At 39.7% G+C, this 16875-nt stretch carries 14 protein-coding genes and 1 pseudogene; 3 read left to right on the forward strand and 12 right to left on the reverse strand.

All coding sequences use genetic code 11. From position 1 onward, the window contains the following. Positions 1-312: 312 nt before the first annotated feature. Positions 313-1611 (forward strand): MFS transporter, encoded by a 1299-nt coding sequence (locus ACFX4X_RS13930; protein WP_377384247.1) that lies wholly within the window; start codon positions 313-315, stop codon positions 1609-1611. Positions 1612-1701: 90 nt separating this feature from the next. Here ACFX4X_RS13930 and ACFX4X_RS13935 read toward each other — a convergent pair whose 3' ends face one another. After that, positions 1702-2397 carry a YjjG family noncanonical pyrimidine nucleotidase gene (locus tag ACFX4X_RS13935; protein ID WP_284471682.1) on the reverse strand — a complete coding sequence of 232 codons (696 nt, stop codon included), beginning with the start codon at positions 2395-2397 and terminating at the stop codon, positions 1702-1704. Between the two features lie 116 nt (positions 2398-2513). On the opposite strand from ACFX4X_RS13935, the pseudogene ACFX4X_RS13940 reads away from it, so the two are divergent. Continuing rightward, positions 2514-2645 (forward strand): annotated as a pseudogene (locus tag ACFX4X_RS13940) (hypothetical protein); the annotation flags it as partial. 197 nt (positions 2646-2842) lie between these two features. Here ACFX4X_RS13940 and ACFX4X_RS13945 read toward each other — a convergent pair. The 9 genes from ACFX4X_RS13945 to ACFX4X_RS13985 all read right to left on the reverse strand — a co-directional run bounded on the left by ACFX4X_RS13945 (position 2843) and on the right by ACFX4X_RS13985 (position 11406). Continuing rightward, positions 2843-3565: an anti-sigma factor domain-containing protein gene (locus tag ACFX4X_RS13945; protein ID WP_377384249.1), complete on the reverse strand. Its 723-nt coding sequence runs from the start codon at positions 3563-3565 to the stop codon at positions 2843-2845. Next, the gene (locus ACFX4X_RS13950; RefSeq protein WP_061465967.1) at positions 3566-4120 is read right to left on the reverse strand and encodes an RNA polymerase sigma factor; all 555 of its coding nucleotides are present in this window, start codon (positions 4118-4120) and stop codon (positions 3566-3568) included. 78 nt (positions 4121-4198) lie between these two features. Further along, positions 4199-4669 carry a COG4315 family predicted lipoprotein gene (locus ACFX4X_RS13955; protein WP_377384252.1) on the reverse strand — a complete coding sequence of 157 codons (471 nt, stop codon included), beginning with the start codon at positions 4667-4669 and terminating at the stop codon, positions 4199-4201. 22 nt (positions 4670-4691) lie between these two features. Continuing rightward, positions 4692-5468: an extracellular solute-binding protein gene (locus tag ACFX4X_RS13960; RefSeq protein ID WP_377384255.1), complete on the reverse strand. Its 777-nt coding sequence runs from the start codon at positions 5466-5468 to the stop codon at positions 4692-4694. A gap of 433 nt (positions 5469-5901) precedes the next feature. After that, positions 5902-7008: a GerAB/ArcD/ProY family transporter gene (locus tag ACFX4X_RS13965; RefSeq protein ID WP_377384257.1), complete on the reverse strand. Its 1107-nt coding sequence runs from the start codon at positions 7006-7008 to the stop codon at positions 5902-5904. Positions 7009-7197: 189 nt separating this feature from the next. Beyond that, positions 7198-8298, reverse strand: a complete 1101-nt coding sequence (locus ACFX4X_RS13970; protein ID WP_377384260.1) for a GerAB/ArcD/ProY family transporter — start codon at positions 8296-8298, stop codon at positions 7198-7200. A 56-nt stretch (positions 8299-8354) separates the two neighbouring features. Then, the gene (locus ACFX4X_RS13975; RefSeq protein ID WP_250211754.1) at positions 8355-8558 is read right to left on the reverse strand and encodes a hypothetical protein; all 204 of its coding nucleotides are present in this window, start codon (positions 8556-8558) and stop codon (positions 8355-8357) included. 14 nt (positions 8559-8572) lie between these two features. Then, positions 8573-9817, reverse strand: a complete 1245-nt coding sequence (locus ACFX4X_RS13980) for a Ger(x)C family spore germination protein (protein ID WP_377384263.1) — start codon at positions 9815-9817, stop codon at positions 8573-8575. Next, positions 9814-11406 (reverse strand): spore germination protein, encoded by a 1593-nt coding sequence (locus tag ACFX4X_RS13985; RefSeq protein WP_377384265.1) that lies wholly within the window; start codon positions 11404-11406, stop codon positions 9814-9816. Before ACFX4X_RS13985 ends, ACFX4X_RS13980 begins: the two co-directional genes overlap by 4 nt. A gap of 377 nt (positions 11407-11783) precedes the next feature. Here ACFX4X_RS13985 and ACFX4X_RS13990 point away from each other — a divergent pair, with 377 nt between their 5' ends. Further along, positions 11784-13850, forward strand: coding sequence for a Na+/H+ antiporter (locus ACFX4X_RS13990; RefSeq protein ID WP_377384268.1), 2067 nt, complete (start codon positions 11784-11786; stop codon positions 13848-13850). A 432-nt stretch (positions 13851-14282) separates the two neighbouring features. Here ACFX4X_RS13990 and ACFX4X_RS13995 read toward each other — a convergent pair whose 3' ends face one another. After that, the gene (locus ACFX4X_RS13995) at positions 14283-14768 is read right to left on the reverse strand and encodes a PaaI family thioesterase (protein WP_377384271.1); all 486 of its coding nucleotides are present in this window, start codon (positions 14766-14768) and stop codon (positions 14283-14285) included. Between the two features lie 310 nt (positions 14769-15078). Beyond that, positions 15079-16872 carry a glycosyltransferase family protein gene (locus ACFX4X_RS14000; protein ID WP_377384273.1) on the reverse strand — a complete coding sequence of 598 codons (1794 nt, stop codon included), beginning with the start codon at positions 16870-16872 and terminating at the stop codon, positions 15079-15081. Positions 16873-16875: the final 3 nt, after the last annotated feature.

Genomic DNA, 16875 nt, shown 5'->3' on the forward strand with positions numbered 1-16875 from the left:
GTTGTTCTCATCTTTAGTTAAAAATTTCCCCTTACTGGCTTCACCATTTTATCCGTTAAGGTCTGAATTTGTTTATTTCCATTACTTTAGAATTAATTATATTCGAATACAGCTGATAAGAGCTAAGTTAATTGATTCATTTTTTCTGAAAATTCAGAAATACATTGACTGTGATGTATAACCCCTCTAAAATAATCTAAATAATCCAGTTTTTTACTTATATTCCTAACCAGCGATTTTGTTCATTCAATGTAAGTGCTTTATTTATGAAACCATTTTTGAGTAAAACTATGCATTAAAGGAGCATTATCCATGAAAAAAAGTCGAGTTCTTTTCGCTAGTTTAGCCGGTTCCGTTATCGAGTGGTATGATTTTTATTTATACGGGACAGCAACGGGCTTAGTTTTTACAACTCTATTCTTCCCCAATCATGATCCTGCCATTTCACTTCTTCTCGCCTTTGTCACTTTCGGGGCAGGTTACGCAGCCCGTCCAATCGGGAGCATCCTCTTCGGTCATATGGGTGATCGCATCGGCCGGAAGGCAGCACTCATGTTTACACTAATTGGCATGGGCGGGAGTTCAATGCTTATCGGTGTTCTGCCCACTTATGCCCAGGTTGGTTTGGCGGCACCCGCTATCTTGGTGGTGCTGAGGTTGATTCAAGGAATTTCCCTGGGAGGTGAATGGGGCGGAGCCATCCTATTGGCAACGGAATCTGCTCCAAAGGGTGTCCGTGGGTTATATGGATCCATTCCCCAACTAGGGGTACCCATCGGTTTAGTTGCCGGTTCGTTCAGCCTAATCCTTATAAGTTCCTTGACAACCGATGCCCAATTTTTAGCTTGGGGTTGGCGAATTCCTTTCCTTTTAAGCGGTGTACTGATTGCATTGGCAATCTGGGTAAGGAGTGGAATTGAGGAAACGACGGAGTTCCAGCAACAGAAAGTTAGCGGTAATCTTGCAAAAGTCCCCATTATTGAAACGTTGAAGCACGATTGGAGAAGTGTACTGCAAGTAATCGGACTAAAAATTGGGGACGGGTTCTTCAATGTATTCATCATGTCCTATGTTCTCGTCTTTACTACAATGTATTTTGGTTATTCACGAGATTCAGCCTTGACAGCTTTAACGGTTGGCTGTGCTACAATGCTAGTTACCATTCCAGTCATTGGTTACATTTCTGATTTTATCGGTCGAAAAATTATTTATTTTGGGGGCCTGATTCTCCTTTTCATCTTGGCTATCCCATATTTCACAATGATTGGGCAAGGGGTAGGCTGGTTCTATTTTATGCAGGCAATTGTGCTCGGAGTCGTCTGGGGAGCCATTTTTTCTACACAAGGAACATTATTCTCAGAGCTCTTTCCAGCAAAGGTCCGTTATACCGGATTATCCGTCGGATATCAGGTCGCGGCAGCCATTGCAGGTTTCGGTCCCCTCATCTGGACCACCATGGCGGAATCATATGGACCATCCCCTTTGGTATTTGGCGGATTCATGATGACAGGCCTCATAATCTCCCTAGCACTCTGTCTGCTATTACCGCATTCCAGTAGAATGATCGAAACGGATCAAACTCTTAAACCCAATGAGCTGGATTTGAACTGATTCTAAAATCCTTGGCATAAATAAAAACAAAGGCTGCATGTCCTATCACTTGGACAAGCGGCCTCTGTTTTTTAGAACGCAGATAACTCTCTAAACTTGCTTACTTCCTATAATCCCTAAAAGATCAGTCAGCTTCCGGATTTCATAGGTTGGCTTGATTCCTAGATTATTATCCTTTTGATGGGGATTGTACCAGCAGGTGTCCATTCCATAATTCAATCCACCCTGTATATCTGATGTCAAGGAGTCACCCACTATCAATGCTTTCGATTTATCTGTGATCTTTAACTTGGAAAATGCATAATCAAAAATCCCTTTATCAGGCTTCTGAAACCCAGCCTCTTGGGAAGCTATCAAATGCTCAAAAGTATGGCTAAGAGGAGAACCCCCGATTCTTGCTGTCTGCACTGACGTAAAGCCATTTGTTATAATAGCCAGCCGGCATCCTTTAAGCTTCTCGCAAACCTCTACAGCCCCTGGCATTAGATGTATTTCCTTTCCCAAATATCCCAGATACGCACGGCTGAATGAATCCGCATGGATATTAAGACCATGCTTAAGGAATAACCGCTTAAACCTTTCCACTCCCAGTTCAGTTAAATCAATAAGTCCCTGTTCCAGATCTCTCCATAATCCTCTACTGATTTCTTGATAGCCTACCACATAATCCTTTGCCCCTGTGGGCAAACCGTACTCCAAAAAGGCTTCATGCAGTGCCTTTTTTTCCGATATTCTAAAGTCTAGCAATGTATCATCAACATCAAATAGGATAATCTCGTATTTCATCGCTGCCTCCATAATCATTTTAGTCCAACTTAACACATTTCCTTTAAATACGTATTACTTATGTAGATTCATGATAAAGATATACTACAAACTTCGATAAAGCACTTGATGAAACGAAACGAATATTGATCAGGAAATCTTACCAAACATACAAATCATCAAGGAAAGTCGCGAAGGACCTCTCTATCAATCAAACGAAAGCTTCGGCATTGATCCGGGAGTACTGTTGGAATTTAATGAATAAATAGGTATCATGAAAAGGACAATATTTGTCTTACCTTAAACAAGTCCATTTGCCCCCAACCGAAACATGCTGGTTATTCGTTGCTAGTGATCGATAGTGAATGGTAAACACTTATATTCCAATTCATATTTCACTTAGCTATTAAATTCAGGTACGAACAGAAAATAAGAGACTTCCCCTTTGCGGGCAAGTCTCTTATTTTTATGAAGATCCAACTATTTTATCACCTCTCGGCTTTGTACTATTTGAATCTGGTTCTTTTGTGATGCCAATTTGATTGAATTGATCATTAATGGACAGTTTGTATGTCAACGATCCTGTGCCTGCTTCATCAGGCTTGAAGGTTCCTGCATTTGTCCGTTTTCCATCTTTCAGCAACCATACCTGATACACCTCGGACTCTTGAAGGCTAGGCAAATTCTGAATCTGAACGATTAACCTTCTTTCTTCACCTTGCTGCAAAATATATGCAGCACCATCCGTATTCATCCTTATAGCCGTCTTATCAGCAGGCTGCAAAGATAGTGACGTTTTAACCTCCATTGGCAGATTGATGGCTGCAAGTTCTTTTTTTAGTTGAATATTGGAATACAACAGCACAAATGACAAAACTAGAGTGACCAGCAAGATACCTGAAGTTACAGGTGTAAACTGCTTAAGGAAAAAACTACTCCATTTCTTTTCCTTTGTCACCGGAACTTCATCATCAGTCTCAAAGACAAAATTCATAACCTCTGATTTCATGGAAGAAGAAGGTTCGATTTCTTCGAAATCCCATTTCAATGAATTCCAGGCTTCCGTCATTTGTTCATACTCCCTAGTGCATTCAGAGCAGTGAATTAAGTGTTCCGTGAATGCCTTTTTTTCTTTTTCCCCCAGTTCACCCGATAAAAATGAAAGCAGGTTAGCGCATTTTGTATTCATTTACAAACCACCTACTTCCAAATGCTTTTTCAACAATTTAAGCGACTGATGAAGTCTGCTCTTGATGGTACCAACCGGTTCATTTTCAATTTTGGCAATTTCCGTTAACGAGTACCCTTTCCAATACAGTAAATCAATCAGCCTTTTTTGCGGCTTGCTTAACTTACTTTTTGCATTGGCAATTTCACTGTGTAATAGCCCATTTTCTATATCATTATTCGGATCTTCTATGTCAATTGGATGACTCATGTCCATGTGTTTGTTATTCCGGATATGAACACTGTCTTTACGGACATAATCGACACACACATTTCGTGTAACCGTCAAAAGCCAGCTTAAAAAGTGCCCCTTTTCGGAATTGTAGCTGCTTTTTGTGGTCCAGAGCTTTAAAAAGACCAACTGCACAATCTCCTTAGTTTTTTCAGCATTTCCATTTGTGAATTTAAAAATAAAACCATAGATTAATTTAATATGCCGGTCATAAAGTTCTTCAAGGGCAGGACGATGCTTTTTCATTACTAATGCCATCAATTCCTTATCAAGTTTTTCTTTCAATCGCACCTGCAACTCCTCACCATGTAAATTTGGAAAACGAACAACAGGAACGACCACCAGTGATCGTCCCTTTTTTTCTTATTTTGGAAAAACCGTCTCATTATTTACAATATACCAAACATTTTTCACTCCTTCACCATTGACATCTCCCGCTGCCTTATCATTCACAAAATAGTAGAGTGGAAATCCTTTGTACGTTACCTGTTCTTCTCCTGTATCTTCCCTTTTAATGGTTCCAAAGTTTTTTTCCTCAAATCCTTTTGGAACAGCAAAATCCCTTTCCATGAACGGCGGCCATTTCTCCAGACATTCATCCGCGCAATTGCTTTTACCGGATTTATCATTCTTGAAAAAATAAAGTGTCATTCCCTTGGAATCAGCCAAGTATTCGCCTGTTGTTTCACTTTCCAATAATTTTAGGGTTACTGCTTTTTCATCGGCAGTACCACTAACAACTTGATCCTTTTTGGGTGAATCATCAGCTTCATTTCCACACGCCGTCAAAACTAGGACCATCATAAAAACTGAAAATACCAACCACTTTTTCATATACTCTCACTCCTCATAATTTTTACTTCCATCCCCATTTTTGAAATACTTGATGGGATTCTTCCGTTTTAAGATAGTCAATGAATTGTTTTGCTTTTTTCTTGTTTTCGCTCTTACTTGTTATGCTTACCGGAGTTCCCCTATATAGCTTGTCTTCCTCAGGGAGTTGAACCAGGTCTGTCACATCCGATAGACGGTAATGCCAGGATTCATATGTTATCCAAGCATCGAATTTAGAATTTGCCTTCCATAGCTCGATAGCTTCTGCACTGGACTTCACTGAAATGGCAATATTCCTGCTAATTCCAGGAATAAGTCCTTTTCTTCCCGCCAAATCTTCCCATAGCCCCAGTTGCCCGGCTCCATTAACATCCACAATCTTTACGCCCTTCTTCGTTAAATCCTCCAATGACTGTATATTCTTTGGGTTTCCTCTTCTAACCAGAATTCCAGCTGCCCTCGAGTACAATTCAGTACGGCTTTTTTCATTAATGATACCTGGATGGTTAAGCATGAAATCAGTTAGCATATACTCGGAACCTCCGTAAATGATATCGGCATCTTGCTTGGCTTGATCAATCCATTTTTCTTCGGGTCCCGCTGTTACCTCAACTTTTATTCCCGTTTCTTTGGTGAATTGCTTCGCTACTTCCTTGATTGGTCCAAGAGGGCCACCTGGACCGTATACTTTTACGACATCGTTGACTGCTTGCCCCGGTTTCGAATTCATTTCCGGTGAAAATCCTACAAGGACTAACATCAATGATATCCACCCAACAAAAATGACCTTTTTCTTCACTTCTTTCTTCTCTCCTTTCTAAAAAAAACTTTGTACTATAGATAACGGGACAAACCTCAAAACGGTTTGAAAAAGATTGTTAATTATTTTTAACTTGCTGCAAAGTACATCTGATGATCTCCAGTTTTTAAGTTTTTCACTCAACAAAAAAACCATTCGAAAACGGAATGGTTGCAGACTGTAGACAAACTCCATAATGATTGAGTCTTTCTATAATTTTTATAAGATTTTTAAAATTTTGCCGTTGATTGGAACATAGAGCCCTCGGCGCCATGCGCCTGCGGGTTCTCCCATGGAAGCGCTTTTCTAAGCAGGAGTCTCGAACCTTTCGTTCCAATCAACTTTGTTTTAACATTAAGATAGAGCTCCTTTTGCCTATTTTCTTGCCCATACTTTTTTCAATCATCTTAAATCAAAGAATTGGAAGAAAAGGTTAGCTTGAATTGCTTCCCTTTTTCTGTATTTTTCTTTTCCCAATCACAGCAATCACCAACAATAACAGAGGTATAATCGTTTGCATCAAAACTCCTTGATAAGGGAAGGCGATGATATCATATCGACTGACATCCATAGAGCTAGGATACGACCAAAAGCTGAATTCTACAATCAAAATCCCTATTGGCCATACAACCGGACGATAGCCGGAGAGATTCAGCCACTGGGCAGTACCCAATACAGCCGCATAATAAAATACGGAAATTTTGATTAACGCTCCTACTATCCATATGGCCATGACGGCTGACTCCAAATGTTCAAAAAAGTCGCCGATGCTGATGTATCGAGTTACATTCATCAGGGGATAAACCTTGGTGGCTGTTGTTGACCCGAGTACGAAAAGAACCGTAAGATTCACCACAATTAACGTCATCATCACGGCAAAAACAGTCATCATCCCGGATTTCATTCCTTTTTTCATATCAGCTACAAAAGGGAGGAGAAAAATGATCAGGAAAAACTCGCTGAACCATCCCCCCGGTACAATTGAACCCTTGATTGGAGGCATAATTCCATTTCCCAATACCGGGAATATATTCTTAAATTCAAGATCTGGGCCCAGTAGGACAATTAAAATGAGGATTGGAAAGATAAAAACAGGAACCAACAATTGGGCAGCTCTCCCCATCACCTCTATCCCTCCGCGTACCATAAAGGCACAGAGGAGTACCATCGATGCCATGATCACGCTAATCGGGGTTTTGACCAGAAAAGAGTCGACAATAAATTCTCCGTAACTTCTTAGGATTTGCCCTGTTATCGGGATATAAAAAAACAAGAATAAAAAACCGAGAATTTTCCCAGGAATCCGACCTATGATATGTTCACTGAATTGGATAACCGTTTGTTTCGGATAAAGTTTGTGCAGTTTATAAGTGATATATACCGTCGCATACCCGATGAGAGACGCCAAAATGGGGGAAAGCCATAAATCAGTTTTGGCATATTTCGCTGTGATGCTTGGAACACCGAGAATAGCCGTTGCCACAATCGTTGGATACATCAAGAATGCCATCTGTAGTGATGAAATTTTACCTTTCTCCATCATCTTCCTCCTTTCTGTGATGGTATGTAAATTTGGAATCACGTAGCCCACTGATAGATTTACTTTTTCATAAACTCTTCAAACGGCTAAAAAAAGAGATGCAATCCATTCAGTTAGTCCTGCCCTCTGCGCGAGTACGAACATAGATAGCACCTTTTTGATAGGATATTTAGCATAAAAAATGCCCAGTCAGCTGGTTTCGGTTCCTTTACGCTTTCTTTTCCTTACAACAGCTATCACCAATAATAAAAGCGGAATGATCGTCTGCATTAAAATTCCTTGAAAAGGGAAGACGTTGGTATCATTACGACTGACATCCATAGAGCTAGGAAACGACCAAAAACCGAATTCCACTATCAAAATCCCTATCGGCCATACAACAGGCCGATAGTCGGAGAGATTCAGCCACTGCGCTGTACCTAAAGCAGATACATAATAAAAAACGGAAATTTTCACAAACGCCCCCACTATCCATACCGCCATGACGGCGGACTCTACATGTTCAAAAAAGTCGGCCAAACTGATGTATCGAGATACATTCATCAAGGGGTAAAGTTTTGTGGATGTGGTTGACCCAAGTACAAATAGAACCATAAGATTCACCACAATTAACGTCATCATCACGGTAAAAACAGTCATCATCCCTGATTTCATCCCTTTTTTCATATCTGCCAAGAAAGGGAAAAGAAAAATGATCAGGAAAAACTCGCTGAACCATCCACCCGGTACAATCGCACCCTTGATTGGGGGCATTATACCATCCCCCAATACCGGGAATATATTCTTAAATTCGAGATCAGGAATCAGCAAGAGGATTAAGACAAAGATTGGAAAAATGAAAACAGGTACAAACAATTCAGCAGCTCTCCCCAACACTTCTATTCCCCCGCGTACGATGAACGCACACAGAATCACCATCGATATCATGATCACACTAATCGGGGTACGTACCAGAAAAGAGCCGACAACAAATTCTGCGTAGGATCTAAGGATTAGCCCCGTGTTCTGGATATAAAAAAGCAAGAGTAAAAAACCGAAAATTTTCCCCAGAATCCGACCAATGATCTTTTCAGTGAATTGGATCACCGTTTGTTTTGGATAAAGTTGGTGCAGTTTATAAGCGATATACACCGTCAGATACCCTATAAGCGCAGCAAAAATGGGGGAAATCCATAAATCAGTTTTGGCATATTTCGCTGTGATGCTTGGAACACCGAGAATAGCCGTTGCCACAATCGCCGGATACAACATGAATGCCATCTGCAGAGATGAAATTTTCCCTTTCTCCATCTGCTTCCTCCTTTCTTAATAGAATGAAATTAATCCCGCAACACCCACTAATAGACTCACTTTTCCATAAACTCTGCAAATGGCCTGAAAAGAGTCTCCACCCATTGAGTGGGCCCTGACATCTGTGGGAGATTGAACATGGACAGAACCAAGCCAGTGAGGAGCAGTGTAACAAATGCCACTTTATCTTTTTTAGGATTTTTTTTCATTTTCGGCCATTCATACAAAATGATTAGAATTACAATCACGGTTGTACACAAAAAAGTCCCCCATCTCACTTGTCCTTCACCTCATTTTCAGACAAACCTGCCGGTTTGATAATATAGCCCTGTCTTCGAATATAGGCCATAACATCGATTTCCACTTCCATTTCCGCGAATACCTCATCCCAGTGGTTTTTGACCTTATTAAACTGTTTAGGATATTTCCTATAGAAATCTTTACCTAACCCTAAAATGTCCGATTTCTTATGCTGAGTATTCAGAAAAGCCAGCTCGATGCGTTTTTCTATATCTTTTTGAAAGGCTCGTTCTGCCATTTTTAAAGATTTTGGACTTGAAAGGTCTAAATTCGTTCCATTTTGTATAACAGCTCCTTCTGTATTTACCTTCACCAACAATTTCCATTTGTCATTGATAATTTGCGGAATGATCTTGACTTTGGCTGTCACTGGATTTAAAGAAATCTCCCCTTTCACACCTTTTGGTTGTAATGTCACGGTATATGATTCTATTTCATCCCTTAACCACAATAGCCCTCTAGTTTCCTTTTCAGTCATCGTTCCAGTCATTTTATCTTTTTTGAACACGGCTGATCCGACAATGTAAGGAATCCCCTGTAATTTCGTTTGCCCTTTCCCTGGAGGTAATATTTTAATGAATGGAATTACGGCCGCTTGAGGCGTACCCGTTAACATTTCATCTAAATCCTGTAGTGTGACCAGCATCCCGATATGTAAATCAGATAGTTCTCTAAGCACTTCCCCTGAATAGTTTTCCAGGGGCGGCAAAGATTCAAGGATAGGCTTTGCTTTCCCTTTGCTTACATACACATTTGCTTTCTCTCTTGGCTGCGGATGGCGCAGCAAAAAATCCAGCTGCTCTTGAACTCCTTCCTTCGCTAACTTTTCACCGAATACAAATACTTTACAATGTCCCCAAAATACTTTTCGCGGAAGCTTGCTTTGAAGCCTAGACAATGCATCTGAAATATTGGAGCCTTTTTCAGATCTCACCAATGTCGTAACCGCACCCCCTCCTTGACTGGACCCTCCTTGACCTCCTCCGCTACTTATTGAACTTGGAATAAAGATTTGGACTGATAGTTCGATTTGATTATCATCCTTCTTATCGATGGCGGCGGCTGTGACAACCGCCAAATCAGTGATTTCCACTCGATCCCAACAACCGCTTAGAAAAGGGGTCGTTCCACAAATACCGAGCAAAAGAAGGACGCTTTTCATGAAATGACGCCTTTTTCCTTTCTCCAATATCCTTTTTCGCCTCCAGCTATTATTCACTCCGTTTCACTCCCCCTTTTTGGATTTGGTTTCAGTTCCGGGGCTTGACGGTATACATTAGAATCCCCTGTGAGACGCGGGCGTGAATCCATCATCCACCAAGGGGCTCTCCACAGCACATCTTTCAGCTCTTTACCTTTTAACGGTGCCAGTGGCGCCAAGTATGGAACGCCAAAGGAACGTAAGCTGCATAAGTGAATTACTATGGCGATGATCCCCATCATGATGCCAAGCAGTCCTAAGGTACCGGCAAGCAGCATCATTGGAAAACGCAGCATCCGGAAAGCAATTCCGGCAATATAACGAGGCATCATAAAAGAAGCGATCCCCGTAATTGCAACCACAATGACCATTGGCGCTGAAACCAAGCCCGCTTGTACGGAAGCTTGACCAATCACTAGCGCTCCAACAATGCTGACGGCAGAACCTACCTGCTTCGGCAATCGAACCCCTGCCTCTCTTAGTGCTTCAAACGTAATTTCCATAGCCAATGCCTCTACTATTGCAGGAAAAGGGACCGATTCCCGTGATGCTGCTACGCTTAGCAGGAGGGCGGTTGGGACCGCCTCATGATGGAACGTCAAAATGGCAACATAAAGTGAAGGAAGCAAAAGAGATAATCCCATAAAAAAATAACGCAACCAACGGATAAAAGTGCCTGCCATAAAACGTTGAGCATAATCCTCTTGTGATTGAATCAAAGAAAAGAAGGATATTGGTGCAATTAAAGTAAAAGGGGTCCCTTCTACAAGAATGACAGCTCGTCCCTCCAGCAAACTAGAACAGGCTACATCCGGCCGTTCTGTCGACATGATCTGAGGGAAAGGTGAAAACGGATTGTCCTCAATCATTTCCTCGATGTACTCGCTTTCTAAAATACCGTCTATTTTAATTCGTTCCAACCGAGTTGTAATCTCCTCAATCAGTGTTTTATCCGCAAGTCCATCAATATAAGCAATTGAAACATTCGTCCTGGTAAGAGTTCCGATCTTCATCGATTGTATTTTAAGGGCAGGACTTTTAATAATGCGTCGCAATTGGGACGTATTTACCTCTAGCGATTCAATAAATCCCTCTCGCGACCCCCTAACTCCACTCTCTGCCACAGGTTCTTCAATCGCTCGCTTTTCCCATTTGGACAATCCTAAAGAAAATCCATCGCTTCCCCCTTCATATAGAAGGATCGGGTTTCCAGAGGAAATCGATTCAATGCAATTTGCCAGCATACTCACTTTTACCACTTTAGGAACGGGCAATTTATGTTCAATAAAATCATTTAATGGTTGTGATTCTTTTGATGACTCCTGCATGAGTGGAGATAGCACATATTGCTCTATCGCCTCTATGTCTGAGAGTCCCGCAATGTAAATGAGCATCGCCCGCGTTTTTCCGAAAAGTAAGAAAGAGCGAAACATGACATCCGAGCAATTATCATAAACAGAACGAAGTGTTTCTACATTTTGACTGAAATTCGCATCAAGTGAATCTGCAGGCTTGGAATCTAGGTAATCATTTTGCACCAGGGATTTTTTTTCTTTCTTTTTTCTTAACAATTTGCCAACATTACGAATCAAGCTGGTTACCCCCATTTTTTTGCAGGTCGCTCTAACTCCATTTTTCTATGTTTCTTCATTAAGGGTATTTTATACAGAAAATCCTGATTCCAGCATGAACTTATATTTAGAAGAATTAAAAAGCTATGTTATAAGCTGATATTGAATAAACCGTAAACTCTTGTGATATCCTGTTTGTAATTAATGACTAAGGGGTATATCAAAAACCGAGACTACATATTAGTGAAAAATACTGTCTCTGTTTAAGTATGGATTTTGACCAAGATATGCAAGACCATAAAGAAGATACTTTTTAAAGGATGGATATTCGCTTTAAAATACCTCTGCATTTTTATCTTTTTATAGTAGTTTCATGGACACTCAGAGTAAAACATTAGAAGATAGGGGATTCTATGTCATTCTTAATCGCTTTGCTCGGATTATTGGTTGCCACAATAATTGCAACCATCTTGAATGCCATATGGCCTCGTATTCCGCTTCCAATATATCAGATAGTCATGGGAGCAGTGCTTTCATTATTGCCATTTCAATTATCGTTGGATTTTCATTCAGAATTATTCATGATCTGTGTCATTGCTCCGCTGCTCTTTACAGAAGGAAAAAATACGTCCCGTAAAGAAATGCTTGAATTGCGTAAGCCTATTCTGTTATTGGCCTTTGGGTTAGTATTCGTGACCGTTTTTGCAGGAGGTTTTTTCATCCACTGGGTAATACCCGATATGCCCATGGCTGTTGCTTTTGCTTTAGCAGCCACGATTACCCCTACGGATGCCGTAGCGGTACAATCGATTACAAAAGGATTGAAATTGCCCGGAAATATGATGCCCATCCTTGAAGGTGAATCACTTTTCAATGATGCTGCTGGAATCGTTGCTTTTAAAGTTGCCTTGGCAGCTGCCTTAACTGGAGTATTTTCTATAAAAGATGCTTCGCTTAATTTTATATTCGTAGCTTTAGGGGGTATCTTTATAGGTATCCTATTAGGTTATTTAATCGTTAAATTACGATTATTTTTACGGGTTCATGGACTTGAAGAAGTCTCCATGTCCATTGTTATTGAACTGATTACGCCTTTTGCCATATATATGGTAGCTGAAGAATTCCATGTATCCGGCATCTTGGCAGTGGTTGCTGCAGGTGTAATTCATGGCATCGAGCGGGACCGCCTTCAGAGTTCCACAACTAAATTGCAAATTGTATCAACTAATACATGGTCTGTATTAGGTTATGTTTTGAATGGACTTGTATTTGCCTTGTTAGGATTCATGTTGCCGATTGTTTATCAGGAAATTGAGTCCGGCTTAAATAGGGGTAATCTTTTTGGGATAAGTGTTTTGATTGTTCTTTTATTATTGGTGATCCGTTTTATTTGGGTATACATTCTGCATGATACTTTTACGAAAAACAGAGTGAATCCATTAGAGCAATTCATCATGTCAAGGGTTCATCCAGAAGATAGCCATGACACCGATGAGGAGAATGTTTCAAGATCACGATTTGCCTTCTTGACATCCGTTAGCGGCATTCATGGAACCATTACATTAGCTACAGCTTTATCCATACCATATTTTATGCCGGATGACACTTTATTCCCGATGCGTAATACTGTCTTGTTTATCGCAGCTTGCGTTATATTGTTAAGCGTCATATTGGCTACGGTTCTCTTGCCATTACTGGTGAAGACACCGATTGAATTCAAAGATGAACGCCTAACCCCTGAGGAGGCTTATAAAATTGTTTTAAATAAAACGATCAATCAGCTGAGCAAAGAAGCAACCATCGATAATCAGAAAGCTGTCCATCAAGTGATGGAAGATTTAAATGATCAACTGATAGATTTGGAGCGGGGAATAACAAATAGACCGGATAATCGAACCATACTGGAATTAGTGGAGCTAGGGGCCAATGAGGAATTGGAAGTCGTTTCTGGATTAGTCGAAAAAGGGATTATATCTGAAACAGCCTTTGAGCTTTATAAAGTGTATATTTCAAGAACGTTAAATTATATGCAAAAATCATCATTGCAAAGAGCTTGGATTAATTTGCAGGCAATCCTTTTCAAGAAAAAGCTCAATGTCAAATGGGATAAGAAATGGAAAGCGAAATTAGAGAACTCCATCGTTAAAAATGCTGACCTGATCCGGGAGTTCCGTAAAGCACAAAAAGAAGCTTCAAAGGAAGCTATTTCATTGATCAAACAACAAACTACAACTGAGAACCGTCATGAAGTCATGCTTGTCATTCAAAGATATAATCGTTATTTGAGTCCATTCGGAACATTAAGTGAAAAAGAAGCAAATCGCTTTAAAGAGATGGTGAGTCATTTTCAGTTGAATGCGATGCAAATCGAACGTGATATCATTCAGCAAATGGTTGAAGAGGAGCAAATATCCATGCAAACAGCGACTGAGCTTAGACAAAACTTAATCTATGATGAAATGTTAATGATACAAAATTGATAAATTATAAAGAGGCACCGATACAGCAGGAAGCGGTGTCTCTTTAGTAAATAAACATTTAATCTAATTGAACAATCCATTGTGTCCTCTCAATTTCTTCTTTTATCAATTCCGTTGAAAGATGCCCCGGATCAGCTTAACTCATCCAAGGTTGAAAATCACTAAGTAGGAAAATCGCACAAACTGATTACCTGGAAGACATGCTGCTTTCTTCTTTCCTGCCAACAAAACACGGTCTTTTCTTATCCTTAAAGCGCTCCATCTGTTCCTGCACTTCTGATTCCATTCATGGTTATGGATATGCTTGAAATGGATACTCAGATACACTAAATAACCGTCCAACTAGTTGGACGGCCCTTTGCAAAATCTTAATTCCCTTTTGAATGCGTTCATATTAATTAGCTTATTTAATGGCCTTTTCCAAGAGTTCGATCACTCTTTGCTTATAAAAGTACTTGGCATCACCACGGCGACAACCTCGCCTCGGGCGCAAAGTTTATCGATGGCAAAAACCTCTGTTTCGATTCTCCATTTCTTAGGATGAATTTCATGAACCGTCCCAACTGCCATTAATGGCACATCATTTGGGGTTGGCTTTACGAACTCCACTTTCAGTGAAGCTGTCACGAACCTGGGAGGCTCCACTCCATCTCCAGCTTCATGACCATTTTTACGATGCAATGCAATAGCAGCGGAACCTGTTCCATGACAATCAATTAAAGATGCAATCAAGCCGCCATAAACAAACCCTGGAATTGCGATATGCTCTGGACGTGGTGTATAAATTGTCCTTGTTTGCTCGCCTTGCCAACCCGTTCGAAAATGATGACCATCTTTGTTTAAGCGACCACATCCATAACACCATGCAAATGCATCTGGATATTCATCTTGAATCGCTTTTAGCACATTCTCCTCCATCAACTCTCCCCCTTTTTCAGAATATTATAACATCATTAAAGGATAATCGGTCTATTTGGATAATTGCTGAAAGATAGTTTTTTTGTCATTCCATGAATCTTTATTAAGCTTACGTCCAAGTTTTAATTTTCATGCAATAGTAAACTGACGCAGCTTTATATATACTGTGGAAATCGACAACATACATAAAAAGTTTGCAAGGATTCCTTGCTCCTTTACTCGATATAAATGCAAAGGCCCCTGTATGCTTGCAGCATTCAGGAGCTTTCCTTTGACTAATATATGTTAAGAAGTGTCTGCCATTGCATTTTTAAAAGTTAAGCCTTTTTCTTAAATCCCAATACTTAAATGTCATTTTACCCATTTTCGACTTCGAAAGTGAATCGTATTTACGTCCAAGTGTCAGGTTTTGTTTTTCTAACTTGGTAATTTTTTTAAGTTGAGCTTCGTTCAGTTTTTTTAATTGCTTTACTTGTTTAACAAATTCTTTATTTTTCACTTTCAAATCATTGTTTTTATTTTCAACAATGATCAGGTCTTTTATTGGAATTTCCATGTCTTTTGCTTTTAATTTAGGAGTGCCATTGGTTTCATATCCTATAGTTTTTAGATATGGCAAGTTATTTTGAAAATCTTGTTCAAAGCTTCCAATACTTTTATGGATTTGGAGGAAGGTAAAACACCCTGCTTTTTCTGCTGAAATGATTTGACCATACCCTGATAGTTTAAAAAGTTTTTCGCCCCGTTTTACTTCTTCAGGTATGTTTTTCACTATATAGGTAAAAACTTCCTCAACATTAAAATCTGCCGGCAATTTTTTTATCTGATTTGATGGTACATGCTTATTCAGTTCATCAAAGTCATCTTCATCAATATAAAAATACACATTTCCGCTTTGATTTACATAATCAGTTATACGTCTACTCCATAATAGCCCTTGCAATTTTTTTAATGCTTCCGAAAACAAAAACTGCCTGCTAACTTGATACATTCGTTTTGCCGCAAACTCATATATATCCTTATTGCATAAAGCTAATTTGACTGCGTTACGGAAATCCTTCTCTGTAACAGCATATAACGGGTAATCTTCGCCAAAAAGCTTTATATGCATTTTTGTTGGATTCATTATTACAGCCTTTCTTAATATTCCATACTCCAATAACTTTGTAGACAGTTCCAGACTGCTGTCCATTTCCTCACTTCTCCAGGTTATCCCAATATCACCGTTCACTATTAACTGTTGGGCATTCTCCCTTGTCAATGCCCCATACCATGTAAGCCCTTCTGTATTTTTAAGCAGGTATTCCGCTTCTTCCTTAAACTGTGAATCACCTTTAACCCATTTGAATTTATCCCCTGCGATATCAAGTGAAAGATTCGGAATCTCGCGTTTTAATTCTTTAAAGGCAGTAATGATAGGAATGGTCTTCCAATCAGGGTCGAACTTGCCTGTATACACAAGTTTGTGTTTTAAACGGGTCTCCCCTCCTGCTGATTCAACATTTGGTATCATCGGGGTAAGCAGGGAAACTTTGTTTTTGTCTTTATTCAAATTAAGAATCTCAATTACAAATTCGCACATTTCCTCTGTTTGACATAAGAAATACGCACATTGATCATATATATTTTTAATGCTCTCAAATTTTTCTTCATTAACATCCTGACCTATATGAGTCAAGCCTGTAGCATAAACTAATGTATTCTTTATGATATGCTTATGTTTTACTATTTTTTCAACAGTCTCAATACTTCTAACAAATAGCCAATCATATTCCTTTTGACTCCAATAATGAGAAATGAGCATTTCAGCTATATCAAAATCAATGACCCCTTTTTTTACCCATTCAGCATCGGTGGCAGTAAAAAAAGGATCAACAAAAGGATTTTTAATGGTTATATTATCAAATTTCTCAAGAGGTTGAATCAAGATATCGCGTTTGACCGGGCTTGCTAATAGTAAATCAACCTCGATGTTAGAGTCTAACGCAATGGTCGATGCTAAGGAAGATAAAAATACTGCAGATCCATCCATTGAATTCATGTCAATAAAGCCAAATAGAAGTACCTTCAATTTTCCTTTTTCCACTAGTTCATATGAATTCAAAGT

Origin of the sequence: Peribacillus sp. YIM B13481, assembly GCF_042787985.1 — a bacterium.
Taxonomy (GTDB): domain Bacteria; phylum Bacillota; class Bacilli; order Bacillales; family DSM-1321; genus Peribacillus; species Peribacillus simplex_A.